A 26,014-nucleotide genomic window follows, 5' to 3' on the forward strand; every position below is an offset into this window, starting at 1 on the left:
GCTAAATTTTGTTATTTTCCCATACCTGCCTAAGCTGCTGGGAAGTCGAAAAATAAGATTTTAGTTGATCTTTATCCTTACTTTCTAACAAATTCTTTATCACTTCTAACTCACTAAAATAGTGTTCTAATAATAGTAATAAAAAATCTTGATTCTCAACACAAATCCCTGACCACATTTCTGAGTCACTACCCGCGATTCTGGTAAAATCCCTAAAACCTGTCCCCGCAAAATTTAGGTACTTTTCTTTAAAGACATCGTTGTTTAATTGATTCATAAAAGCATAAGCCAATATATGGGGAAAATGACTTGTCATTGCAAATATTTGATCATGTACTTCCGCTGGCATAATATATATTTGAGATTCTAGTAACTCCCATAGCCGTTTTATTGTCTGTATACTCTGTGCATTTTGAAGCTCATGAGGACATATAATAATTTTTTGTTGGTTAAACAAATAAGGAATTATATTATTAACACCACTTTTCTCACACCCAGCTACTGGGTGTGCTGCAACACAATATGAATAGTGATCAGGTAAATAGTACTGATACGCTTCTAATACACTTCTTTTGGTACTTGCCACATCTGTAATAATAGTGTTAGGTTTCAATTGAAACTGACCAATCAACTGTAATACCTCAAAAATCATACTAACTGGTGTGGCAATTATAACAATATCTACATCTAAAGATACCTGATTAATACTCGATAACGCAATATCTATAATTTTCTTTTGCTTAGCAATTCTCAAATTTTCACTTTGTGTATCAATGCCTATAATTTTATTAACAAGTTTCTTCTCTTTTAAATCATGGGCTATAGAACCTCCAATTAGACCTATTCCTATGATCGTTATAGTTTTAAATTGCATATTTTACTTTCAATCAGAAAAATGACTTAAGTATGCCAAAAAATGTTCTGATGATTCAGATTTTAAATAATCTTTTAAATTTTGGATCTTATTTAGATATTCAACTTCCTCTATCGATCCTTTCATTAATTGAAACCTCAAAAATAATAAATAAATATCCATCGCATCAGTTTCACAAGTGTTTCTAATTTTCTCAATACCACCTTGTTGGTATACTTGTAAAACCTGTGCACCATCCATCCCTAATTTGCCCGGAAATCCACATAACCTCGCCATATCATGCAACGGTGCACAAGCCCTATCCTGATAACCTGCCAAGATATTCATTAAATCACAGTATTTCATACAATGATGAGTAATACAATTATTCCATTTTAACTCAGAATTAAATTCATACCTATTCCAATAATCTCCAGCTATTACTCCATGAACCAATGCTCTATGTTGTAAAACAGGTAAATCAAAACCAACGCCATTCCAGCTAACCAACTGAACTTGATATTTTTTTAAAATATCAAAAAATGTTTGGATAATTACTTTTTCCGAATCCTGTAAGTTCCCAATTGATTTTACATCAATTTTATTATCCCGACAAAAGCAACATGATATAGCCACGACTTGGTGTAAATAAAGTGGTATACAATCATTCCCAGTTTCACTTCTTTGCTTCTGTTGTGCCCATTGAACAACATCATTATCTGATAGATCACGACCCAAATTATTTAAAATTCTTATACCAGACACATCAGGAATTGTTTCTATATCAAATACCAAAATATTAATTGGTTTATTGTCCGACAACATTAACTCCATTATATTATCTCACGTAAAAATTTCTCTATCGCATAAGCCATCTGCTCAGAGGCTTCCCAATGAATCATATGTCCAACACCTTCTAATACAACTTTTTGGGGAGCACCTAATAACTGGTATCTATACTCCAAACTATCTTTAATACTGTTTAAAACCAAGTTATGTGCTACAAAATCACCTTGTAGCCAAAGAATAGGGCATGTGATTTTCTTCCAAAATTTTTCATAACAATTTAAATTATAGGGAAAAGGTTGACTAATTTGATGCTTGATATCCGCACTCAATACCAATTCACCCGCCTGATTTTTTAATAAGGAATAACTTAAGTAAAATGCTTTTTCATAAGACAACATAGGATTAGCTTTGATCAATTTTTGAATATAATGCTCTCTATTTTTTACATCAGATGTACGTAAATTTTTAGAAAGCCCTCTTAAAAACTTTCTCATCCGTTGCACTGATTGTTCTTCAGGTTCATCAGACACACCAAATCCCTCAGCTAAAATCAAAGATCTCACCCTACCAGGCATGATACCTGTATATAAAGATGACAACATACCGCCTAAACTATGCCCTAAAATATGAATAGACTCTTGAGGACTAATCAAATCAACCAACTGAGATAAATCAGAAATCATCACTGCTCTATCATAATATCCTGATGACATATGTTCTGACAATCCCATCCCCCGCCAATCCATAGCATAAATATCCCACTGAGTACTTAAATTATCAACTATGAATTGAAAACTAGCAGAAGTATCCATCCACCCATGTAAAAGTAACAATTTAGGTCTATTCTTTCTTTCCCAATGTCTTACATGAATGATTAAGCCATTAAGTTTACACCAAATCGACTTGGACTTATATTTTTCTTGATATTCCATATTGATTGCAATCTTGAAGTCAACAATAAAGAAAAAACACAACCACTAGGCTGTGTCTCTCTATAATCTACACATAGAATAAAATACACTCACTTAATATCAAAATAATATTTATTCCTCATAATGATCAATACCGACTAACATCAAATCTGTCATTTCTTTCTATATTGATTAATTATTTTTGTAAATTCACCATAAGGAATGTAACCACCTATCCTCTTTCCATCGGGAAGAAAAATCACAGGTGTGCCATAAATTCCTACATCATCTCCAAGCTTTAAATTTTTTTGAATAGGATTGGAACACTCCGAGACTTTCGGGATTGCTTTATTATCCCTCATATAATCTACCCATACCTGGGATCTTTTATTTCCTTGACACCAAATTTGAGTAGATTTTTTCTTGGCATTAGGATGTAAACTATCAATGGGATACAAAAAATTATAGATAGTAATATTATCCACTTTTTTTAGATCTTGCTCTAATTTTTTACAAAAAGGACAATCAGGATCAGTAAAAACAGCTATTGCGACTTGCCCATTCCCTTGTACAACCTTCACTGCCTGATCCAAGGGTAACTTATTAAAATCAATCACTTCTAGCTGATTAAGTCTCTGATCTGTGTAGTTTTCCTTGGTATTAATATTAATTACATCACCAATCAAAACGTTATTCATTTTCTCATCTAAGTAAATGATTTTATTTCCATTAACTACAAATTCATATAATCCCAAAGTGTCCTTATACTTAGAAGATTTTATAGTCAGGCCATAACCTGCCAAAAATTTATTCATTTTATCCTTGGCTTGAGATAAATCCCTATCAATTGGAACAGTACACCCAATTGTTCCTAATAGTATCAACAAACCAACCAAACTTACTCTTGTAAAAGTGTTCGTTTTCTTCATTGATACAATCCTAATCTACCTGCCTTCTTAACATTGCAGGAACTTCAAAATTATCCATAACAGACTGTTTCTTAAAATCTTCAGCTGTTAATCTATTCGATCTCCCCGAATTTCTTCCTGAACGAATAATAGATCCCAAACCCATTATACCTTCAGTCCCAGTGGCCTCACTGTTGTTAATGATATTCAGATGACTACTTTGTCTAACCTCTGAGTTATCTTTCAAATCAGTAGCGATAATAGTAACACGAATAGTATCTTCATCCATGTTTTCATCTTCAACAGTGCCATATTTCCTTTCAGCTGAAGGATCAACATAATCATCAATAATAGACATTATTTCTCGATATTCTGACATTCTCAAAGAGCCAGGTGCTGTAGTAATATTAAGCAAAACACCTTTTGCACCCTTCAATGATATATTATCCAATAGAGGATTTGAAATCGCTTTTTCAGTAGCCAATCTTGCCCTATCGTCTCCAGATTCCTCAGCAGATCCCATCATCGCAATACCACGGATGCTCATAATATTTTTCACATCACTAAAATCAAGATTAATGAGCCCAGCACTACTTACTACTTCATGTATCCCCAATACTGCAGAAGTTAAAATACTATCTGCAGCCTTAAATGCTTCTCTCATAGAAACATCTTCACCTAACACATTCAAAAGATTATCATTTGGAATCACAATGAGAGAATCTACAAATTCTTTTAAAGCTTCGATACCCTCTTGTGCAATCTGATTACGCTTACCTTCATACTCAAAAGGTCTGGTCACTACTGCCACCGTTAAAATTCCCATTTCCTTAGCAATTCCAGCAATAACCGGTGATGCCCCCGTGCCTGTACCGCCCCCCATCCCAGTTGTGATAAACAGCATATGTGCACCTTTGATGACTTCTGCAATTAACTCTCTATTTTCTAAAGCTGCTTGCCTTCCAACCTCCGGATCTGCACCAGCACCTAGCCCTTTAGTAAGATTAGCACCGAGTCTAACCTGTGTACCTGCTAAATTATTTTTTAAGGACTGTGCATCTGTATTTGCACTAATAAACTCAACACCTCTTAATCCAGAATTAATCATATTATTGATAGCATTACAACCACCACCACCAACACCAATGACTTTCACAACTGCAGAATCTACTTTGTCCTCCGCTATGTTATATACTAATTCCATATCTATCTATCCTCTTTCTTAGTGCAAATTTATTTTACAAAACAACCCTAATTATAACCCATAGAACTGATACTGATAACCATTTAAAAATTATTTAAAAATAATTTTTAAATAAACTAACTATTTTTTTTATGAATGCCCCGTCATAACTATAAACTTGTGAATAGGCCTTTAAATCCGCCTCATAGGCATGCTGCAACAAACCAACTGCAGTGGCATAACGGGGATTTTTCAAACGCTCAGACATTCCTCCAATCTCTCGAGGCACCCCTATTCTTACTGGTAAATTAAACATATCCTCTGCCAATTCAAGCATTCCCTCTAATAAAGCAGTTCCACCTGTAATCACTATACCTGAAGTTAATAAGTCAGCAGGACAACTCGCACTTTCTAACTCATTAATCACAACTTCTAGAATATCTTCAACTCTTGGACCAATAATACTGGCTAGGTTCTTCCTAGAAATTTGCCTTGATTGACGATTACCTACGCTAGGTACCTCAATCATTTCATCTTCCATATTCAAGTCAGATACAGCAATTCCGTGGTGAATTTTAATATACTCTGCGGCTGCATGGGGTGTTCTTAACGCTTGAGCCAAATCTTTAGTAATCAAATCTCCTGCCACTGGAATAACTGCTGTATGACGGATAGCACCATTAATATATACAGCAATATCAGTAGTACCACCTCCTATATCAATACAACATACGCCTAATTCTTTCTCATCTTCTGTCAATACAGCCATTGAACTAGCCAACGGTTGTAAAATAATATCTTCGGTAATTAAATTACAACGATTAACACACTTTTCCAAATTTTGAATCGCAGTCACTGCCCCAGTAATAATATGTACACCGGTTTCAAGACGCATCCCACTCATACCCAAAGGTTCTTTAACACCTGCTTGATTATCAATGATAAACTCTCTCATAACAGTGTGCAATACTTGATGATCAGGTGGTATATTTACTGCTTTAGCCGCTTCTATTGCTCGATCAATATCTGCTTGATGAACTTCTCCATCCTTGATTTTAACCACCCCTGCAGAATTAACACTCCTAACATGATTGCCTGCAATTCCTATAATTACCCGATCAATATCTCTGTCTGCCATTAATTGAGCTTCTTCAACTGCTTGCCTTATGGATTGAGCAGTCGCATCAATATTAGTCACCATACCAGCTCGCAGACCTCTTGAAGGAGCTTGACCTATACCGATCACATCAATCACATCACCCTCTTGCACTTCACCCAATAAAGCAACTATCTTAGAGGTACCTATATCTAATGAACACAAGTATCTTCTATCTCTCATAATTTTCTTACCATCTGAATTTGATCCAAATACTCACTACTATTTATTATGATAATGATTCTCGCTATTTTATATTTTACTTGATAAAACCCCAGTAGTACATGATTTTAAATCAATTTAGTATTTAACTGAAAAACCATTGCTATATTCCATATGAATTTCCTGTATAGGGCGGTCATCACTTTCTAACAATTTATTCCAAACAACTAGTAATTGAGATAATTTCGACACTACGTTCTCTCGTCCTAAATAGATCTTTATACCATCATCAATATGCAGAATCCAAGTAGAACGAGTAGTATATTCTAATTTTTCAACATTTATATTGTATTTCTTTAACATCGGATAAATTTGGTAATATAAATCAAAAATAATTTTCTCAGTATTAATCGATCCCTCAAACCATACTAAAGAATTTTTTATATCTGCTTCTGCTATATCTGCTTCAAACAAATTGCCTTTATTATCTACTAAATATGACTTTTTTGTCTTATCATGTGTTTTCCATTTAGCTAATGGTTGCCTTTCTGAAATTACTATTTTAATAGTATCTGGCCAAGACCTACCTACTTCTACTTTATCAATCCAGCTTTTTTGTTCAAATTTCTCTTTTACACCATTTAAATTAATACTCAAGAAATTGAAACCACTACGATAAGGCGTCAACAATGTATTAATTTCCTCTGCTGTCACATGTTGCAAACTACCACTTTGTGTTATCACATTAAAATTACGAATAGGGAACCAATTAGAATAATTGTAAATCCAACACAAAAATGCAGTACTACCTCCTAACAGAACCAAAACTAACACAATCCTAATAGTGGTCTTAAGCAAGTTAGGTTTTTGGTATTTCCGTATATTTTTAGGTTGCATAACTTAAAATTCTTAAGCAAAGTTGTTCAAAATTCAAACCATATTCAAAAGCCGATTTTGGAACTAAACTATGAGTTGTCATTCCTGGAGCAGCATTAACTTCTAACAAATAAAATTTTCCATCTACACCTCTCATAAAATCTACTCTTCCCCAGTTACTACAACCTAAACTATTGAAAGCTTGTAGACAAATTTGTTTCGCATACCGCTCGTCCTCCTCCGACAAACCAGCAGGACAACTATACACAGTATCATTTCTTAGATATTTTGCTTCATAGTCATAAAACTCATTACTCGGCTCTATCTTCACCACAGGTAAGGCCTCTGATCCAATGATGGGACATGAAAACTCTCCTCCACTTAAAAAAGTTTCAGCAATAACTTCTGTATATTGTGTTGATAATTTTGTGTACACTTCCAATAATTCTGTTCTATCTTTAATCTTGTGCACACCAATACTACTACCTTCACGTGTAGGTTTCATAAATAAAGGGAAGCCCAGCTGCTCACAGGCTTCTAGTTTTGATTCATTATTTACCAAAACATAATCGGCAATAGGTAAATTTTCCTTTTCCCATAACAACTTGGTTAAATACTTATCATCACTCAATACACACGCTCTAGAGTCTGAACCAGTATAAGGAATAGCCATCATCTCTAGACAAGACTGTATTTCCCCATTTTCTCCAGAGCCACCATGTAATACGACGAAAGCAACATCAAAGCCTTGCTTTTTTAGTTCAAAAATATCTTGCTCAGAAGGATCAAATAGCTCTGCATTGATATTTTTATTGATCAGTGCTTGATACACTGCCTGTCCACTCATTAGAGAAATCTCTCTTTCCAAAGATTTCCCCCCATATAGGATAGCTACCTTATTAAAATTAAATTCCATTTCAACCCCTATTTTTTTGACTCAGTGCCACTAACTGAGATGCAATTTTATTAATACTCCCAGCTCCCATAGTTAAAATTAAATCATTATCTTGTGCTATATTAAATAGAGTCTCGGCTACCTTGCTAATATCTCCTTGATAAATAGGCTCCACATTAGATTGAACACGTAAACTTCTAGTTAAAGTTTTACTATCCGCAGCAACAATAGGTTTTTCCCCTGCCGCATACACATCTGTCAGTATAACTAAATCTGCCATTTGCAACACTTCAATAAAATCTTCAAATAAATCCCTTGTACGCGTGTACCGATGAGGTTGAAAAACTAATACTAATCTTTTCCCAGGATATGCTTGTTTAGCTGCCAATATGGTTGATCTAATCTCAATAGGGTGGTGTCCATAATCGTCTATAACCAATGCAGATCCTTTATTACCTACTAGATTAATTTCTCCATAAGATTGGAATCTTCTTCCAACGCCTTGAAACTTCATTAAACCCTCTTGAATGGCAGAAATTTCTGTCCCACATTCCAACGCCACACCAATAGCCCCTAATGCATTCAAAACACTGTGTTGTCCAGGAAAATTCAGGGTCACTGGAAATTGCAATAATTCTCCTACCCTCTTAACATTAACAATAAATTGCATTTGAATACCATTCGCTGTGATATCCGTTGCAAAGATATCTGCTTCTTTTGTCAAACCATAAGTGCTATAAGGTTTTTTAATCTCGGGTAAAATACAGTTAATATTTTCATTCTCTATACAGAGAAAAGCTTTACCATAAAACGGTAGGCGATGTACAAACTCAATGAAAGCTTGATGTAATTTTTCCATACTAAATTCATAAGTCTCCATATGGTCTTCATCAATATTCGTTACAATAGAAAATAAAGGCGTTAGATATAAAAAAGAAGCATCAGACTCATCTGCCTCTACAATAATAAATTCACCCTTACCTAATTTAGCATTAGTCGCAACTGAGTTTAATCTACCTCCAATCACATAGGTTGGATCAAAATTACCTACATCTAAAATTGATGCTAACATACTAGTTGTTGTTGTTTTTCCATGGGTTCCTGCAACTGCAATACCTCTTCTAAATCTCATCAACTCGGATAACATTAAAGCCCTAGGTATAACAGGGATATTGGAAGATAAGGCGCTAATTAATTCAGGATTATCTGGCTGAATAGCCGTTGAAGTAACCACTACTTCAACATCTTGCACATGTTCTAGTTTATGTCCTTGAAATACTTTAACACCAATCGCTTGAAGATGCTGAGTACTCGCACTGCTAACCATATCTGAACCAGAAATTTGATACCCTAAATTATGGAGTACTTCAGCAATACCACACATGCCTGTACCTCCAATACCAATAAAATGAATACGTTTTACTCTATTTTTCATACTTTATGATTATTAACTTAAAGAAACAATTCTATCAGCAATCTTCTGATCAGCATTAAAAATTGCTAATTTCCGTGCATTTTTAGCCCAGGCTAAACATTGTTCTCGTGTTAATCTCTGTATACTTTCTGCCATTTGCTCTATTGATAGGTTAGCTTGCTCAATACACTTCACTGCCTTTCCTTCAACTAAATATTTAGCATTATAAGTTTGATGATCATCAACTGCGAAAGGGAAAGGAATTAAATATCCACCCAATCCAGCAGCTGCTAACTCTGAGACTGTTAGTGCTCCTGAACGGCATACTACAAAGTCTGAATGACTATATTCATACGCCATATCATCGATAAATTCTATGACTTCAGCATCAACCGCTAATTCTTCGTACAAAGCTTTAACCATTCCTAAATTGTTTTTACCACATTGATGCTTTACTGAAGGTCTTTTATCCTTAGGAATTAAGGATAACATCAAAGGAATTTGTTCGTTAAAGACTCTTGCACCTAGTGACCCTCCAACAACCAACATATGTAAATGATTCTTGAACGATAAGAACCTCTCTTCAGGACTAGATATACTAACAATAGTTTCTCGTATCGGATTTCCAATCAATCCATCAGTATTGGAAAAAGTTTTTGGAAAAGCATAAAACACCTGATCTGCTATGTTGGCCAAGACCTTATTAGACAATCCAGCAATTGCATTTTGTTCATGAATTATCAGAGGAATACCTGACAATTTCGCTGCTATACCACCAGGAAAAGACACAAAACCACCAAAACCAACTGCCCCCTTTATTTGATTTCTTTGAATAATCTTTCTAACATTAGCAATTGACTTGGTTAAGGTAAAAGGCAATAACAATTTTCTTTTTAATCCATTTGCTCTAATACCTTTGATGGGAATAGTTTCTAACTTAATATTATATTTAGGAATAATATTTGTTTCCATTGAGCCATCACTACCCAACCATACGATTTCATGTCCCATTTTTTGTAATTTTTGAGCTACTGCTAATGCAGGAAATATATGACCTCCTGTTCCTCCTGCCATAATCAAATAATTACTCATATATCAAAACCTAATGTTTTTCTTCTATTTTCATAGTCTATCCTCATTAACACACTAATTGCTAAAACACCTACCAATAATGAAGAACCCCCATAGGATACAAAGGGTAATGTTAAACCCTTTGTAGGTAAAGTACCTGTATTAATACCAATATGTAACAAGGCTTGTATACCTATCCAAACCCCGATACCCTTCGCTACAAAAGAAGAGTAGAACAAATCTAGGTCACTTGCCTTTTTACCAATAGAAAATGCCCGTATCGTAATCCAAATATATGTAAAACATAAAATAATCAAAGCCACCACACCTAATTCTTCAACAATAAATGAAGCAATAAAATCAGTGTGTAACTCAGGCAAACCATATCGCGCCATTCCATTACCCAAACCAACTCCCCAAATACCACCATTGGCATTTGCCACAAAAGATTGTATTGTCTGAAAGCCTGCACCCAACGGGTCAGCTTCAGGGTGTAAAAATGTCATAATTCTTTCAATACGATAAGGAGCAATTAAAATTGCAAAAACCGCACCTATCAAACCGATGACTATGATAATTAAAAACCAGCTTAAACGTAACCCCGCCATAAATAACATAGACAGAGTGATGACAAAAACAATAACTGCAGAACCTAAATCCCCACTCACTAGTATTAGAGCAGCACCAAATGCTGGCACAATACCTACAAACCAAATTTTTTTGAATTCAGTTAAGACTTCAAATTTTCTATGAAGATAACTGGCCAAGTACAAAATAACTACAAATTTGAATAGCTCTGCTGGTTGAATATTAAAAATACCCAATATCCTGATCCAACGTTTGGCTCCATTAACTTCAGTTCCTACAAACAATACAAAAATCAATAGAAATAAGCTAACAAAAACTATTAGTGGTATCAATCTCTGTAATTTTCTCATTGAAATAGTTGCAAAGTTTACCAAGCCGAAAATTATAGAAATAAAGAAAAAAATACCTTGACGAATTATGTAATAATATTCACTATCTATTTTACGAATTCTTCCATCTACCGAAGCAGAATAAATCATCACTAATCCAAAAACAATGAGTAAAATTAGTACCCACATCAATATTTTGTCATAGCGCTCATTCAAAATCTTCCTATCTAACAATTTATTATGCCGATTCACTCTTTAACTCCTCGAACACTTTAACAAATACTTCCGAACGATGAGCATAATCTCTAAACATATCCATACTAGCACAAGCAGGACTTAACAGAATCCAACTATTTTTTGGTGCCACTCGATAAGCTTTTTGAACCGCTTCTTCTAAACTAGCACATAGTATTGGTTCAATACTGGAATGTTCGAAAACCCGCGCAATTTGCTTTGCATCCTGTCCTATCAAAAATAAACCTATAACTTTATCTTCTACAATTGTTCTTAAAGGTCTAAAGTCCTGTCCTTTACCTAACCCTCCAGCAATCAAAATCACATCTGTAGGCACCCCTTCCAAAGCTGCTATTGTTGCACCTACGTTAGTTCCTTTAGAATCATCAATGAAACTAATTGAATTAATTTCCCCAATTTTTTCAAATCGATGTGGTAACCCTTTAAAGTTAGGTAGACTAACCAACATTTCATCTAAACTCAATCCTATTGACTCACACAAAGCTAATGCAACCAATATATTACCTGCATTATGCAATCCCTGTAAGGATAAACTTTGCATAGAAATTAAATAATCACTACCCTTCATTAAAGCTTGATGCTTAGTATTTGGATTCAACCAATAATCACTACGTCCTTTTAATGAAAAATAAATGGTATTCATTTCAGTTCGTTGCATAGAACGACACAATGCATCGTCTAGATTTAAAACCTGTGTTTTAGCGCCATCAAAAATTTTATCTTTATGGTAAGCATAGTCTAATAAATCTTTATATCTATCTAAGTGATCCTCAGAAATATTTAAACAAGTTGTCGCATTTGCTGATAAATAAGAAATAGTTTCTAACTGAAAACTAGACAGTTCTAGAACCCACACATCAACCAATTTATTTTGTGAGTAAGCCGCATCCAAAATAGGTAGCCCTATATTCCCAGCTACTACTGTATTCATGCCAGCTTCACGACACAAATAACCTACTAGCTCTGTTACTGTACTTTTTCCATTTGAACCTGTAATGGCTATTAACTTTTCCTGTGGTTTTTTAATGTACTCCAACCATAGTTGAATATCCCCCGTGACTTCACCTCCTGATCGAATAAATTCCTGAATTTCTGGAAGATAAATAGAAAAGCCAGGACTCAACACTAAACAATCAAACGAATTGGAAAATAAAACCTCCTTGAGCTCTCCTGAATAGAAAAATACTTTAGGGAAATCTTGTGCTAAATCAGCCCTATCTTGATCTGAAATAGACCTAGCATAACCCGACAAAATCACCAGTTCTTTTGCTTGTAAAAATCTTAATACGGACTTACCCGTTTTTTGCAGTCCTAGTACAAGAATACGTTGATTATTTTTAAATTCCACAATTTTCTTATCCAACATCCAACTATCTAATTTTTAAAGAAGTCAACCCTATTAGAATTAACACAATCGTAATAATCCAAGAACGAATAACCACTTGGGTTTCCTCCCAACCTTTTTGTTCATAATGATGGTGAATAGGAGCCATTAAAAATACCCTCTTTCGTCTCATTTTATAAGAGCCAACCTGAAGCATTACCGATAATGTCTCAACCACAAACAATCCACCCATAATAAATAAAATAATTTCTTGCCTCACAATCACAGCAATAGTACCCAATACACCACCTAAAGCCAATGAACCAACATCACCCATAAAAACTTGTGCAGGATGGGCATTCCACCATAAGAATCCAAGACATGCACCACATATGGCCGCACAAAAAATAGTCACTTCCCCCACTTCAGGAATATATATTATTTGCAAATAATTTGAAAATTCTATATGTCCTGTGACATAAGTAAACACAGATAAACCTGCAGATAATAATACAACGGGAAGAGCAACCAAACCGTCCAAACCATCCGTTAAATTGACTGCATTCGAGGTGCCTACAATCACAAAATAAGTTAAAACACAAAAACCCAGTGCACCCAAAGGATATTGACAATTTTTAATAAAAGGTATGATCAATTCAGCATATTGCCCATAATCAGCAAAATTTAATAAATAGATACCTACAAATATAGCTATCATAGATTGGTAAATTATTTTGAATCTTGCAGAAACACCATTAGGATCTTGATAAACTACTTTTTTCCAATCATCATAGAATCCCAACCCACCAATGGATAATAAAACAAATAATAGTAACCAAATATAAATATTAGTCAAGTTTGCCCAAAGAAGTATTGTCAAGACAATGGATGCAATGATTAGAGACCCCCCCATTGTTGGGGTGCCAGCTTTAACAAGATGGGTTTGTGGCCCATCTTTCCTAATCGCTTGTCCTATTTTAAGTTCCGTTAATCTTCGAATAGTCCATGGACCAAAGAATAAACAAATAAATAAAGCGGTTAAAGCTGCCATTACAGCTCTGAAAGTAATATAATGAAACAGTCTGAACCAACTAACCCAATCACTTAATAAATCTGCTAACCATACAATCATATTTTATACCTACATATTTCTAATGCTTTGACTGATTTCTTCCATTCTCATAAAACGAGACCCTTTTACCAAAATAGAAGAATTCTCACATAATAATTTTTCCAATCTTACCAATAAATCATGTTTATTTTGATAGTGTTCAGCACAATGTCCAAATCCATCAACAGCAAATAGACTCATATTTCCTATTGCTAATAAATAGTCTACCCCTATTTGCTTAGCATACTGCCCTATTTCTTGGTGTATAACTTGAGCGTTAGCACCTAACTCTCCCATATCTCCCATGACAAAAATCTTTTGATTTGGCATATTGGCCAATACTGACAGCGCCACTTTCATTGAGTCAGGATTGGCATTATAAGAATCATCTATTAAATCAGAACCATTATTTAAACGAGAAATAAATAGTCGACCGGGTTTACTCTGATAGAGACTTAAACTATTAATAATATCAATTAGTTGAATATCTGGTATGCCAGTTACTAAAGCAAGTGCAGCTAATACATTACTAATATTATGTACACCTGGTAATGGAATATGAATTTTTTCTATCCCAATGGGTGTATGTACCGTACATTCAGAAAAAAAAGCTTCAGTTTTAATATTTGTAGTATAAATATCTCCCGATTCTAAACCAAATGTTCTAACCAAATGTCCTGCTGCTTGTTGTAATAAAAATTCAAATTGTGGACTGTCTTTAGGTAAAACAGCAGTACCTGCATCATCTAATTCTTGTAATACCTCAGATTTTGCCAAAGCAATACCTTCTAAATTTTTGAAGCCACAACCGATATGTGCCCGTAAGATATTATTAATTAAAACAATATTCGGTTTTACTATTTGGGTTAAATAAGATAATTCTCCAAAATGATTCATTCCCATCTCAATTACTGCAAATCGATGAGCTGCTGATAGTTTCAATAAAGTTAAAGGAACACCTAGATGATTATTTAAATTCCCCTGTGTCCATAAAACATTATCTTGACCATAAATTGATTTCAAAATAGTAGCTGTCAATTCTTTAACAGTCGTCTTGCCACTAGAACCAGTGATACCCAATACATAAGGGTTAATTTCTTGACGCCATTTGCTTGCTAATAATCCTAAAGATTTAACTGTATCATCTACTAAAATTATTTTATCGTTTTTCACAGTTGAATCAGAAGCAATAACAGCCAATACTCCTTTACTCAACACATCATCTATAAACTGATGTCCATCAAAATTTACTCCTTTTATGGCAAAAAAAACATCTCCTTGTTGTGCGATCCTACTATCTGTTACTATATTTCTGACCTCTACATCTGGAAATCTATTAAACTGATTAAATGTATTATAAATAAAAGATAGCTTCATTTTTTTTCTACTTCTAAATATTTTTGGGCAATTTCCAAATCATCAAAATAATGTCTAATACCTGAAATTTCTTGATAATTTTCGTGCCCCTTGCCTGCAATTAAGACAATATCTTCTGATTTGGCATTTTGAATAGCATAGGCAATGGCTTTTTCTCTATCCACCTCAATTAAGACTGAATTTTTTACAGGAAGAATATCTTGGATAATTTTCTCAGGATGTTCATTTCTAGGATTATCACTTGTCACAACACAATAGTCTGCATACTCTTGTGCTATATGTCCCATCAACGGCCTTTTACCTGAATCTCTATCACCACCACAACCAAATACGCACCATATTTTTCCACTTTTACTCCTTTTATTTCTAAATACAGCCAAAGATTGTAAAACATTTTGTAATGCATCTGGTGTATGCGCATAATCAACAATCACAACCGGACGATCAGGGTATCGAATCGATTGCATACGACCTTTAGCAGGTTTGATCTGATTTAAAACCCCTGCTACCTTGTCAGGCATATAACCCAAACCACATAAAATACCAAACGTTGCTGCTAAATTTTGAGCATTAAACGCACCTAATAAAGAATTATTAATAATCACCCTACCCCAAGGTGAACTTAAAGTGAGTATCATTCCCTCCAATGAGTAATTAGCTTTCTCAATATAAATAGTCGCCTCATCAGAAAATCCATAACTGCTTATCATTAAACCGGGATTGTTTTGTTTTAATTCAGCAACTAATTTCTGTCCGTACGAATCATCAATATTAATTACTGCATGTCTTAACTTATTCCAATAGAATAATCTTTTTTTCACTTCAAAATAATTTGTAAATGAGTGATGATAATCTAAATGATCTCTGGTCAAATTGGTGAAAACAACTGTATCGAATTCAATACCATTTACTCTGGCCTGATCAATACCATGACTAGACACTTCTATAGATAAGTAATTAGCCTTTTGTTGTACATAGCTCTTAATTAAATTTTGTACAGATACTGCATCAGGTGTCGTATGGGTTGATTTTTCTAATGTATGCCAAAACCCATTACCATTAGTACCTATGACTGCAGATTTTTCTCCTAACTTATCTAATGCTTGAGCTAGCCATTGAGTTATAGAAGTTTTTCCATTAGTACCCGTAACACCCAATACCTTTATATTACTACTTATATTATGCAGCAGATGAGAAGTAATAATACCCGCCAGTCTAGGTAAATTTTCAACTGCATACATTGGAACCCCATAATCAATTGCAATAAAGTCAGATGTTGCTTGATAAATAACAGCCACCGCCCCTCTGGCAACTGCTTGTGGGATAAATTTCCTACCATCTACATATTCGCCACAATAAGCAATAAATATATCACCATTTTTAATTTTCCTAGAGTCAGCGACAACAGAACCTTCAAAATAAATACTTTCCAAAGGTTTAATTTGATTCCAATCAACTGATTCCATAGTACTATACATAATACCAACTATATCCTAAATAGTTAATTGTTTGCGGCTTTATTTGCTACTAACTGCTTAGTCGGAACGACTCCAAGAATGCTTAATGAACTAGACATAATTTTTTTGAAAGCAGGTGCCGCCACCACCCCGCCATAATAGCCATTTTCTCTAGGATTATTGATACTAACAACAACAATTAAACGAGGATTATCCGCTGGTGCATAACCTGCAAACATTGCCACGTGACTATTAGGAGAATAACGCCCATTAACTAATTTTCTTGCTGTTCCCGATTTTCCCGCCACTTTAAAATCAGGAATAGCTGCCCGAACTCCTGTTCCACCGGGCTCTGTAACCGTAGTCATTATGTCTCTCATTTGAGCTGATGTTTTAGAATCAATAATTCTTTCTTCAATCGGCCGTTTCCCCTGTAATTTCAGAAAAGTAGGCGTTAATAGCTTTCCATCATTGGTAAAAATGGTATAGGCACGTGCTAATTGTAAGATACTCATCTGAACACCATAACCATAGGAAATTGTTGCCTTGTCCAAGGGATACCACTTTCTCCAATTTCTAAAAACACCTGCCGCCTCACCTGGAAATTCTGAATTAGGTTTTTTTCCAATACCAATTGAACTTAAATAGTTATAGACTTCTTCAGAATCAAGCATACTCATCAATTTACTAGAACCAACATTAGAAGACTTTGTAATAATCCCTGTAACGGTTAACTGAGGATACAGAACTGTATCTGTAATTTTATGATTACTTAATACATAAGGATAAGTATCGATAACAGTATTAGGATTAACTTTACCATCATCTAAAACCTTAGCGACAATAAAAGGCTTAAATAGAGATCCTGGTTCTACCAAGTCATTGACAGCATAATTTCTTCTGATGGTAGGATCATATTCAGTAAATCTGGCAGGATCAAAATCAGGGTAATTGACCATTGCTAAAACCTCACCATTCTTGGCATCTAGCACAACCGCACTTCCTGAAACTGCTTTATGATAAATGACAGTTTCTCTTAAAGTATCCATAGTTGCTGATTGTATATTCTTATCAATCGACAATACCAAATCTTTCCCATCAAGGACAGGTTTAGTTTTAGTAGATTGTACCGTATCTATATAGCGTCCATTGTTATCTTGAATCATAACACGTAAACCATTTTCGCCCTGTAAATACTTGTCAAATTGATACTCTAACCCTTCTAAGCCTATAATACGCTCATTTTTATTAGAATCTACATCCATTTTGGTCACACCAATCACTTGTCCAAATAAATTACCATCCGGATAACGCCTTTCCGCTACTGGTGTTATTTTGATACCAGGAATATTTAATTCCTTAATTTTATTGGCTACTTCTTTATCTACCTTACGTTTTAAATAACGATCTCCTTTAGATTTCCCTTCATATGTTCTATAATCAAACACTTGATAAATTTTAGCCTTCGGTTGATCTAATATCATCGCTAGTTGATCCAAATTCTTGTAGAACTCTTTCTCACTATTTTGCATATTCAGCAATAATTTAGGTTTATTTTGTAATTTCATTTTTTCTATATGAAATTTTGGCAACTGATATGGATCCACCAGAACATTGCGCATAGGCTCATTCATGGCAAGAATCACACCATTACGGTCAACAATTCTACCTCTTTCTGCTACCACAGGCACACTACGATAATAAATGTTATTACCATGAGCTTCCCATTTAGGTACCTCTACCATTTGAAAATAAGCCACTCGTACAAAAATAGCCAAAAAAGATAAAAACAAGATGTTCAAGACAAGATTAATCCTGTTATTTTCTGATATTCTACGTTTTTTCTTGTCTTGATTAGATCGAACTTGTTTATAGTTGTCTTGAATTAACATAATTAATATCCAGCTTTTAACACTCGTTTTGTATCATAATTTGGTAGTACCATACCGATTTTAGATGCTTTTTGTTTAATTCTTGTAATATTGGTTAATTGTGCTCTTTCCAACTGCATAATGCGGTATTCTTCTTCTAAATTATGTGCTAAATGCCTTTCATTCTCTGCTCGATCAAAATAACCCTTCGTTTGACTTCTCATAGACACCAATATCATCGCTGAAACGAAGACTACCACTAACAAAAAAAAATTTAAAAAGACACTTGTTTTAGTCATCGGAAACACCCCCTGCATGTACCGCCACTCTCATAATGGCCGAACGAGAACGATAATTATGGCTAACTTCCTCATTCGACGGTTTTATAGGCTTGCCTACAATTCTCAATGGCATTTCTTGCCTTCCATTGTCTTTAATCATGACCCACTTAGGATGATATTCAGGACTTGAATTTTTTTTTATAAATTGTTTAATAATTCTGTCCTCTAATGAATGGAAGGCAATCGACACCAGTCTTCCTCCGCTATCTAATACATTTAAAAGATCAGGTAATACTATTTTTATTTCTTCTAATTCTTGATTAATTTTTATGCGTATTGCCTGAAATGTTCTGGTTGCAGGATGTTGTCCCTTGTGTCTGACTTTGATCGTCCTACTAATCAAATCAGCCAGCTCTTTTGTTGTCTCTATCTCTTTATTCTCTCTATAAGAGACAATCTCTCGAGCTACTTTTCTATAAAATCTTTCCTCCCCATAAACTTTGATCACCTGTGCTAACTCTTGCTCACTGACTTGGTTTAACCACTCTTTTGCCGTAATGCCTTGAGAATTATCCATTCTCATATCAAGAGGCGCTTCAAATCTAAAACTAAATCCTCTCTCAGCCTGATCAAGTTGTGGTGTCGATAGCCCAAAATCAAACAAAATTCCATTAATTTTTTTTATATTCAAACGTTGTAACTCATAGACAAGATTTTTAAATCCACTATGAACCACTAACACTCTCTTATCATCCAAAGCTAATTGTTCTGCTATTTTTATTGCTTCCGGATCTTTATCAAAAACAACCAGAATACCTTCTTGACCTAAATGCTCCAGTATTTTTCTTGAATGACCACCCCTACCAAAAGTTGCATCCACATAAACACCATCGGTTTTTATGTCCAAAGCACTAACTGCTTCATTAAGTAAAACAGTGGTATGCTCCATAAATTAAATCCGTAGATCTGTCCGACTTAATTCTGCTTCCAAGGTTTCTGGATCCATATCCAAAATAGCTTTGGTTTCTTGATCCCAACGTGCCTTACCCCAAACTTCTAAACGATCGGCACGCCCGACCATAACCACCTCTTTTTCTTGGCTGAACTCAACCAAAGATCTTAACCTTGAGGGAATCAGAATCCTACCTGCTGCATCTGGTTCTAATTTTTCCATATTGCCCAAAACCAGTTGTTGGAATTGCTGTAAAATTCGGTTACCTGTTGTAGGCAAATTCATTAATTGGTCACGAACACCAACCCAATTAGGCTCAGGGTACAGCAATAAATGAGTTCTATCTTTCAAAGTGGTACACAATACAGCAGCTGGCATAAATTTTAATAAACTCTCTCTGAACTTGGCTGGAATAGCCAAACGACCTTTGTGATCTATCGAGAGTTCTTGTACACCATTAAACATATTTCCCCACTTCGTAGAAAAAACTCCATAATCTCCTACTTAACCCCACTTTCACCCACAATATAATAAAAAATTCATTAATGAGCAACCTTAAAATAAAAAAATATAAAAAAATGATTTCTAAAAATATTAAATTAGAATAAAGTTACAAGAATCAAATGATATAAAATTTATATTGATTGTCTTAGTTTTTCTCTTGAGAATCAAAAATAAAAGTCGCTTTTGTCAAGAAAAATATTTAGAATAGACCTCTTTAAAAATATAGGAATAACAAGCATGCACCAACTACCTCTTCCCTCACTAGAAGAAAAGAAAATTAGTGATGCATTAATCAAAGTTATTATTTCTGACATTAAACAGAAAAATGGTTTTTTACCATTTCACGAGTATATTAATTCAGTGTTGTATTTCCCTACACTGGGGTACTATTCAAATAATAAAGAAAAAATCGGTATTCATGGTGATTTTATAACCGCGCCTAACTTACACCCTATTTTTGCTAAAACTTTAGCCCAACAAATTGCTGATGTTTTAAAAAATACCCAAAAAAATATTTATGAATTTGGTGCAGGTACTGGCAATCTAGCGACTGACTTATTAAATTTTATCCCCACACACTTAGTAGAGAACTATTATATTATTGATATTTCAAAAAATTTATCCACTCAACAATCAAATAATATTCAAAGTAGAGCACCACAGCATTTCGGTAAAGTAAAACATTTATCTACTTTACCAGAGCAATTTAATGGTGTCATTATCGGTAATGAAGTGTTGGATGCTATCCCTTTTAATCTAATTGAAAAAAAAGATAATAATTTTTTTGAAATGGGCGTTTCCCTGGACGCAAATAATGAATTGACTTTAAGTTCTCGCCCTTTAACTCAAAAACTCCTACTCAATGAAGCACAAGAGTATTTAATCCATTGCCCCGAACCTTATCAAACTGAGTTACACCTACAACAAAAGGCTTTTATTAAAACTATATGTCAAAAAATTGGGACTGCAGCAGCTATTTTCATTGATTATGGTTTTGAAGCTACTCAATATTACCATCCACAAAGAAGTATGGGGACTATGATGGGGCATTATCAACATCACTCTATTTCTGATCCATTCTTTTATCCTGGGCTAATTGATCTCACCTGTCATATTAATTTTTCAACTATTGCAGATAGTATTGTCAATACCAAGACTGATTTGATCGGCTACACTTCTCAAAGTATTTTTTTGATGAATTTAGGTATTATTGATCATCTTAGTGAGTTAAGTGCTGATACAACTAATCCTAACTACTTAAAGGCTAGTCAAGCTTGCCAACTGTTAATTAACCCTCAAGAAATGGGAGAGTTTTTTAAGGTCATGGCTTTTGCCAAAAACGTAGATATCGAATGGCAAGGGTTCATTTCTGGCGATTGGACTCATAAACTATAAACTTTATGCTTAAACATTAGCATCCCCCCTGATGATGAACAATAATATACATCGGAATCAAAAATGAGTATTCTCCCATTATCCAATAGTTACGAAAATGTATCAGTTCAGTTTCCAAAGATTGAGTTAGCCTACTGCTACAAATTCCACCAACAACACATTAGATCTTAAACAATTAGCACCCATGCTCAATACTACTACACCACCACTCCAACCAAATATCTAGTACAGTCATCCTTCCCTACTAAACCTACCATATGTATTAGGAGTCTATCACTGAAGTAAATATTTACTTTAAACCTTTCTCTACTAACTTTTATTTTTTTAATAAATTAAAAAAATTTAGATTAATGAGAAAAAAAGCAAATGGAAATAAACAATTGTCACGACTACTACTTATATCAAAAGATAACTGACAATTGAACAGCTAATTTTTAAACCACACCATCATTATAGATAAAAGCTAATAATGGATTAAAGAGACAGATAAATACCCTCTACTCTACTCATATTTTTGTCCAAAATAAACAGTAACTCACTACTAAAAGAAACCAAAAACATAAGTAGCAAACCTAGAATAAAATATAAACAAAATTTACCATACCTAACTTCAAATATATAAACATACATTTTTAAATAATTAAAATGATACTAACTCAAATTTTAAAAAAATTATTGATAAAATATCTGAACACTATTATAATAAAAAGCTAATTTTTTCGTTGGCGAATTAGCTCAGTCGGTTAGAGCAGAGGAATCATAATCCTTGTGTCCGGGGTTCGAATCCCTGATTCGCCACCATTTTCAATCTTTACGTTTACAAATCAATTTTATTAACTTTCTAAAATACCCGTTTATCATTTGCAAGCTTATAAATTGGATTATTGATCAACCAATTATCTGAATAAAATTTTACTGATACAAGTATTTTCTCAGTAACAATATGTTCTCTCACTTAAAGAGCCGATCTTATCCTTTACAGACTAAATACATCTAACACATTATTTCAACTTATTAAATATAAAGTAATTCGTCAGATCTTCATGCCATAAAAACCAATCAAACAATAGAAAGGCTGGTTGCTTTAACAAATAAAATTTAAATAGATAACCAATATCTATACCTAATCTCTACTATTATCAAACTACAACCTTTTAACATAATAAAAAAAAAAATCAGATACTTAATATTACACCCTAAAAATATGTGCAACACATTTTTGCCCTTCTTAATGAATATTAACTCCTGAAATAAAAAATAATTAACCAGGCTACTTGGTAATGCTAAACAAATTGACTATGACCAATAAAGAGAGCTTAAGTTATCCAATTGAACTACAAAATAATATAAACAATATTGTCGTTGACTACTAATAGACAAAACACTATTCTTCTAAAATCGTTATAAAATATCCTATGGGATTAAATAGCTTTCTACAATCCACCTCTTTTAAGATATCTAATGCATTAAGATATCTCTCCTCACCATACTTTTTTGTATACTTATCAATTAGAAAAGGATTAAATAAATCTTCAAATGGTATCGTTGGGTTATTGCAAATCACCAGTTTAATTTTCTCTTTTAATTTATTACTATTTTTGACCCCAGACAGTACGGACAAAAAGCTACTCCGTTTCGACCAAACATCTCTACTATACACAGTTGCTCGGTCTATTTTCACAGAAGGTGTAGTAAATTTTGACACTATAGCATCTGATTTAAAGTTTAGATTTAACATAGATACTTCAGAATCAGACGAACGATGATGTATTAATTTAGGAATATTCGCATTACATTCAAGAGAAACTCCTTGCTTACAATCCAACATTGATAAAGATTGTTGATAGGCTTGTTCTTGTATTTTTCTTTTACTTCTTTCTATGAAATAATCATCAGAAGATCTTTTGAGAGAATAAAAGCGTATACGAACTAAAGATTCTTCTTGATGAGATAAAACATAATTATTAAAACTATTCGCTATTTCTGCATGATCCCATAGATAATTAAAAATATCTTCAGTAATGACTAAACCATATTCGTGTAATATTAACACCACTTCATCCGATAACATATTGTGTCCTTACTATTTTATCTATTAACAAAAACATATTTTTATTTAAATAAAATAAAAAATCATTTATACCTTAGGCATAAATTTAAAAAAATACACAGATATTAATCATAAATATCGTCAAATTTTCAAATGTATAAGATATTTTCTTGCTAATTTAAAGATAAAGTCTTATAACACAGCTCTATCCTATCAACAATAATTATGCTAGCATAAAATTTTTTGGTTCTTTAGTTTTGGTAGGATAAATTTAAAACTTAAACCAGAAATCTAAATAATCATAAACCAAATTTGATATGTAAGAAATTATGAGTCGAGCTATCATTGCGCTAGGTAGTAATATAGGGCATAGTATTAAAATATTGAATGAAGCACTGCAAAATATATCCCAGATAACTGGAACACAAATAATTCAGGTTTCATCTTTTTATGAAACAACTCCCGTTGGTTATACGCAACAACCTAACTTTGTTAATGCCGTATGTGAAATTAAAACCACTCTCAACCCTCATATGTTACTCAAAGAATTACAATTAATTGAACTTAAACATAAAAGGATTAGAAATATTAAAAATGGCCCAAGAACACTTGATTTGGATATCATTGATTTTGAACATCAAACTATTAATACTAAAGATTTAACTCTGCCACACCAAAGAGCTCATGAAAGAGCCTTCGTCATTATTCCTTTGGCTGAGATTCTACCAAACTATATTTTAAAAAAAAATTTAACCGCCTTTGAATTAAAGTGTCAACTCAATCAAGACGGTGTACAACTAATAAGTATTTAAGTATTATGTCATCAAAATTAAATACACAGATAATTGACTTATTGAGATCATTATGAATTATCGTTATATTGTAATAGAGGGATGTATTGGTTCTAAAAAAACAGAACTAGCTGATAAACTATCCTTCTTTTTTAATTGTCGTCTTATACGGGAAAATCCAGAAAAAAATCCTTTTCTCATGCCTTTTTTCTTAAATATTAAACACCATGCTCTTGCTGCTCAGTTACAGTCTTTATTAGACAGATCACGTATTTTAGAACAGATAAAAAATGAAGAATTGAAAAACGATGCTCTTATTATTTCTGATTTCTTAATTGAAAAAGATAAAATCTTTGCACCTGTTACACTAGAAAATAATGAACTAGATCTATACTGGAAGATTAGAAATCAACTCATGCCTAATATTATAAAACCTGATTTGATTATTCTGTTAGAGCCTTCTTTAGAGAAAATTTACGCCAACCTAGATGCAAGAAAAGTCAGCTCAAGTAGAGTATACCCTACTAATTTTATCAAAAAAATATTTGATGAATATCAAAGATTTTTCTACGTATATGATGAAGTTCCAGTTCTCATTGCCAATACAGATGAATTAGATTTTATTAATAACCAAGATCACTTTAACTTATTAATTAAAACCATGAATAATCTGCAAGGTAAAAAAAATTATATTAACTTAAATGAATAGCTATGATTACAATAAATATATTAAAACAAGCTAAATTAGATCAAAATAAAATAACCATGCTAACTTGCTATGACGCTAGTTTTTCTAGCCTATTAGATGCTTGTGGTGTAGAGATTTTATTGGTTGGTGATTCTCTAGGCATGGTCATGCAAGGCGGATCATCAACCTTGTCGGTTACCTTAGAAGATATGTGCTACCATACGCGTTGTGTTGCTAGAGGGAGGAATAATGCCCTAATTTTGTCGGACTTATCATTCGGTAGTTATGAATATAGCAAAGAAAAAGCATTTGTTTCCGCTTCTGAATTAATGAAGAATGGCGCTAATATGGTTAAGTTAGAAGGCGGGGAATATCAAGCTGAAACTATTCATTTTTTACAACAAAGAGGTATTCCAGTCTGTGCTCATATCGGATTAACACCACAGTCAGTCAATACTATAGGTGGCTATAAAGTTCAAGGAAAAGGAGATTCTGCAAAACAGTTACTTAAGGATGCTACAACACTTGATCAAGCGGGTGTGTCACTAATGGTAATGGAGTGTGTCCCTAAAGATTTAGCTAGAAAAATTACCGAGAAAGTCTCCTGCCCAACTATTGGGATTGGCGCTGGCGTGCACTGTGATGGACAAGTCTTAGTTTTGCAAGATATGTTAGGCATTTATTTAGGCAAAAAAGCAAAATTTGTTAAGGATTTCATGCAAGGGCAAAATAGCATAAAAGAGGCTATCAAAGCATACATAAATGCAGTTAAAAATTTGACTTATCCAGACGATGAGCATTCATTTTTATAACACTCCTTAAA

24 protein-coding genes and 1 tRNA gene are annotated in these 26,014 nt (G+C 33.6%); 5 read left to right on the plus strand and 20 right to left on the minus strand.

The genetic code is table 11. The features are described 5' to 3' along the window. Window position 1 precedes the first annotated feature (1 nt). The 19 genes from GKC53_02190 to GKC53_02280 all read right to left on the minus strand — a co-directional run bounded on the left by GKC53_02190 (window position 2) and on the right by GKC53_02280 (window position 20,228). Window positions 2–874 (minus strand): prephenate dehydrogenase/arogenate dehydrogenase family protein, encoded by an 873-nt coding sequence (locus GKC53_02190; protein ID QRN40966.1) that lies wholly within the window; start codon window positions 872–874, stop codon window positions 2–4. Window positions 875–883: 9 nt separating this feature from the next. Next, window positions 884–1,678 carry a 3'-5' exonuclease gene (locus GKC53_02195; GenBank protein ID QRN41815.1) on the minus strand — a complete coding sequence of 265 codons (795 nt, stop codon included), beginning with the start codon at window positions 1,676–1,678 and terminating at the stop codon, window positions 884–886. A gap of 8 nt (window positions 1,679–1,686) precedes the next feature. After that, on the minus strand, window positions 1,687–2,574 hold the full coding sequence (locus GKC53_02200; GenBank protein ID QRN40967.1) for an alpha/beta fold hydrolase: 888 nt from the start codon (window positions 2,572–2,574) through the stop codon (window positions 1,687–1,689). 152 nt (window positions 2,575–2,726) lie between these two features. Further along, window positions 2,727–3,482 (minus strand): thioredoxin fold domain-containing protein, encoded by a 756-nt coding sequence (locus GKC53_02205; GenBank protein ID QRN40968.1) that lies wholly within the window; start codon window positions 3,480–3,482, stop codon window positions 2,727–2,729. A gap of 10 nt (window positions 3,483–3,492) precedes the next feature. After that, window positions 3,493–4,665: a cell division protein FtsZ gene (ftsZ, locus tag GKC53_02210; GenBank protein ID QRN40969.1), complete on the minus strand. Its 1,173-nt coding sequence runs from the start codon at window positions 4,663–4,665 to the stop codon at window positions 3,493–3,495. 94 nt (window positions 4,666–4,759) lie between these two features. Further along, complete coding sequence (ftsA, locus tag GKC53_02215) at window positions 4,760–5,983, minus strand: cell division protein FtsA (protein ID QRN40970.1); 1,224 nt, start codon at window positions 5,981–5,983, stop codon at window positions 4,760–4,762. Window positions 5,984–6,100: 117 nt separating this feature from the next. Then, window positions 6,101–6,859, minus strand: coding sequence for an FtsQ-type POTRA domain-containing protein (locus tag GKC53_02220; protein ID QRN40971.1), 759 nt, complete (start codon window positions 6,857–6,859; stop codon window positions 6,101–6,103). Further along, on the minus strand, window positions 6,849–7,754 hold the full coding sequence (locus GKC53_02225) for a D-alanine--D-alanine ligase (GenBank protein ID QRN40972.1): 906 nt from the start codon (window positions 7,752–7,754) through the stop codon (window positions 6,849–6,851). Before GKC53_02225 ends, GKC53_02220 begins: the two co-directional genes overlap by 11 nt. 1 nt (window position 7,755) lies before the next feature. Beyond that, window positions 7,756–9,168 carry a UDP-N-acetylmuramate--L-alanine ligase gene (locus GKC53_02230; GenBank protein ID QRN40973.1) on the minus strand — a complete coding sequence of 471 codons (1,413 nt, stop codon included), beginning with the start codon at window positions 9,166–9,168 and terminating at the stop codon, window positions 7,756–7,758. A gap of 12 nt (window positions 9,169–9,180) precedes the next feature. Then, a complete protein-coding gene (murG, locus tag GKC53_02235) occupies window positions 9,181–10,239 on the minus strand; it encodes an undecaprenyldiphospho-muramoylpentapeptide beta-N-acetylglucosaminyltransferase (GenBank protein ID QRN40974.1) in 1,059 nt (352 codons plus the stop codon). Then, window positions 10,236–11,387: a putative lipid II flippase FtsW gene (ftsW, locus tag GKC53_02240; GenBank protein QRN40975.1), complete on the minus strand. Its 1,152-nt coding sequence runs from the start codon at window positions 11,385–11,387 to the stop codon at window positions 10,236–10,238. The genes murG and ftsW overlap by 4 nt, the downstream gene beginning before the upstream one ends. Further along, the gene (murD, locus tag GKC53_02245; GenBank protein ID QRN40976.1) at window positions 11,374–12,756 is read right to left on the minus strand and encodes a UDP-N-acetylmuramoyl-L-alanine--D-glutamate ligase; all 1,383 of its coding nucleotides are present in this window, start codon (window positions 12,754–12,756) and stop codon (window positions 11,374–11,376) included. Before murD ends, ftsW begins: the two co-directional genes overlap by 14 nt. A 4-nt stretch (window positions 12,757–12,760) precedes the next feature. Beyond that, window positions 12,761–13,846 carry a phospho-N-acetylmuramoyl-pentapeptide-transferase gene (locus GKC53_02250; protein ID QRN40977.1) on the minus strand — a complete coding sequence of 362 codons (1,086 nt, stop codon included), beginning with the start codon at window positions 13,844–13,846 and terminating at the stop codon, window positions 12,761–12,763. A gap of 9 nt (window positions 13,847–13,855) precedes the next feature. After that, window positions 13,856–15,202, minus strand: a complete 1,347-nt coding sequence (murF, locus tag GKC53_02255) for a UDP-N-acetylmuramoyl-tripeptide--D-alanyl-D-alanine ligase (protein ID QRN40978.1) — start codon at window positions 15,200–15,202, stop codon at window positions 13,856–13,858. Beyond that, entirely contained in the window at window positions 15,199–16,680 is a 1,482-nt protein-coding gene (locus GKC53_02260; GenBank protein ID QRN40979.1) for a UDP-N-acetylmuramoyl-L-alanyl-D-glutamate--2,6-diaminopimelate ligase, read from the minus strand. Before GKC53_02260 ends, murF begins: the two co-directional genes overlap by 4 nt. A gap of 23 nt (window positions 16,681–16,703) precedes the next feature. After that, window positions 16,704–18,551, minus strand: a complete 1,848-nt coding sequence (locus tag GKC53_02265; GenBank protein QRN40980.1) for a penicillin-binding protein 2 — start codon at window positions 18,549–18,551, stop codon at window positions 16,704–16,706. Between the two features lie 2 nt (window positions 18,552–18,553). Continuing rightward, window positions 18,554–18,847, minus strand: coding sequence for a cell division protein FtsL (gene ftsL, locus GKC53_02270; GenBank protein ID QRN40981.1), 294 nt, complete (start codon window positions 18,845–18,847; stop codon window positions 18,554–18,556). Beyond that, window positions 18,822–19,760 carry a 16S rRNA (cytosine(1402)-N(4))-methyltransferase RsmH gene (rsmH, locus tag GKC53_02275; protein ID QRN40982.1) on the minus strand — a complete coding sequence of 313 codons (939 nt, stop codon included), beginning with the start codon at window positions 19,758–19,760 and terminating at the stop codon, window positions 18,822–18,824. The genes ftsL and rsmH overlap by 26 nt, the downstream gene beginning before the upstream one ends. 3 nt (window positions 19,761–19,763) lie before the next feature. After that, window positions 19,764–20,228, minus strand: coding sequence for a cell division/cell wall cluster transcriptional repressor MraZ (locus GKC53_02280; GenBank protein QRN40983.1), 465 nt, complete (start codon window positions 20,226–20,228; stop codon window positions 19,764–19,766). A gap of 276 nt (window positions 20,229–20,504) precedes the next feature. Between GKC53_02280 and GKC53_02285 the strand changes: the two genes are divergently transcribed. Beyond that, complete coding sequence (locus GKC53_02285) at window positions 20,505–21,662, plus strand: class I SAM-dependent methyltransferase (protein ID QRN40984.1); 1,158 nt, start codon at window positions 20,505–20,507, stop codon at window positions 21,660–21,662. 724 nt (window positions 21,663–22,386) lie between these two features. Further along, window positions 22,387–22,463: transfer RNA gene (locus tag GKC53_02290), tRNA-Met, on the plus strand. A gap of 583 nt (window positions 22,464–23,046) precedes the next feature. Here GKC53_02290 and GKC53_02295 read toward each other — a convergent pair. Then, window positions 23,047–23,733, minus strand: a complete 687-nt coding sequence (locus GKC53_02295; protein QRN40985.1) for a hypothetical protein — start codon at window positions 23,731–23,733, stop codon at window positions 23,047–23,049. 305 nt (window positions 23,734–24,038) lie between these two features. Between GKC53_02295 and folK the strand changes: the two genes are divergently transcribed. The 3 genes from folK to panB are packed head-to-tail and all read left to right on the plus strand — an operon-like array spanning window position 24,039 to window position 26,003. After that, window positions 24,039–24,524 (plus strand): 2-amino-4-hydroxy-6-hydroxymethyldihydropteridine diphosphokinase, encoded by a 486-nt coding sequence (gene folK / locus GKC53_02300; GenBank protein ID QRN40986.1) that lies wholly within the window; start codon window positions 24,039–24,041, stop codon window positions 24,522–24,524. A 52-nt stretch (window positions 24,525–24,576) separates the two neighbouring features. Beyond that, entirely contained in the window at window positions 24,577–25,212 is a 636-nt protein-coding gene (locus GKC53_02305) for a deoxynucleoside kinase (protein QRN40987.1), read from the plus strand. A gap of 2 nt (window positions 25,213–25,214) precedes the next feature. Further along, complete coding sequence (gene panB, locus GKC53_02310; protein ID QRN40988.1) at window positions 25,215–26,003, plus strand: 3-methyl-2-oxobutanoate hydroxymethyltransferase; 789 nt, start codon at window positions 25,215–25,217, stop codon at window positions 26,001–26,003. Window positions 26,004–26,014: the final 11 nt, after the last annotated feature.

The sequence above is a fragment of the Neisseriaceae bacterium genome (assembly GCA_016864895.1).
In the GTDB taxonomy this organism is placed as follows: Bacteria; Pseudomonadota; Gammaproteobacteria; order Burkholderiales; family Neisseriaceae; genus QFNR01.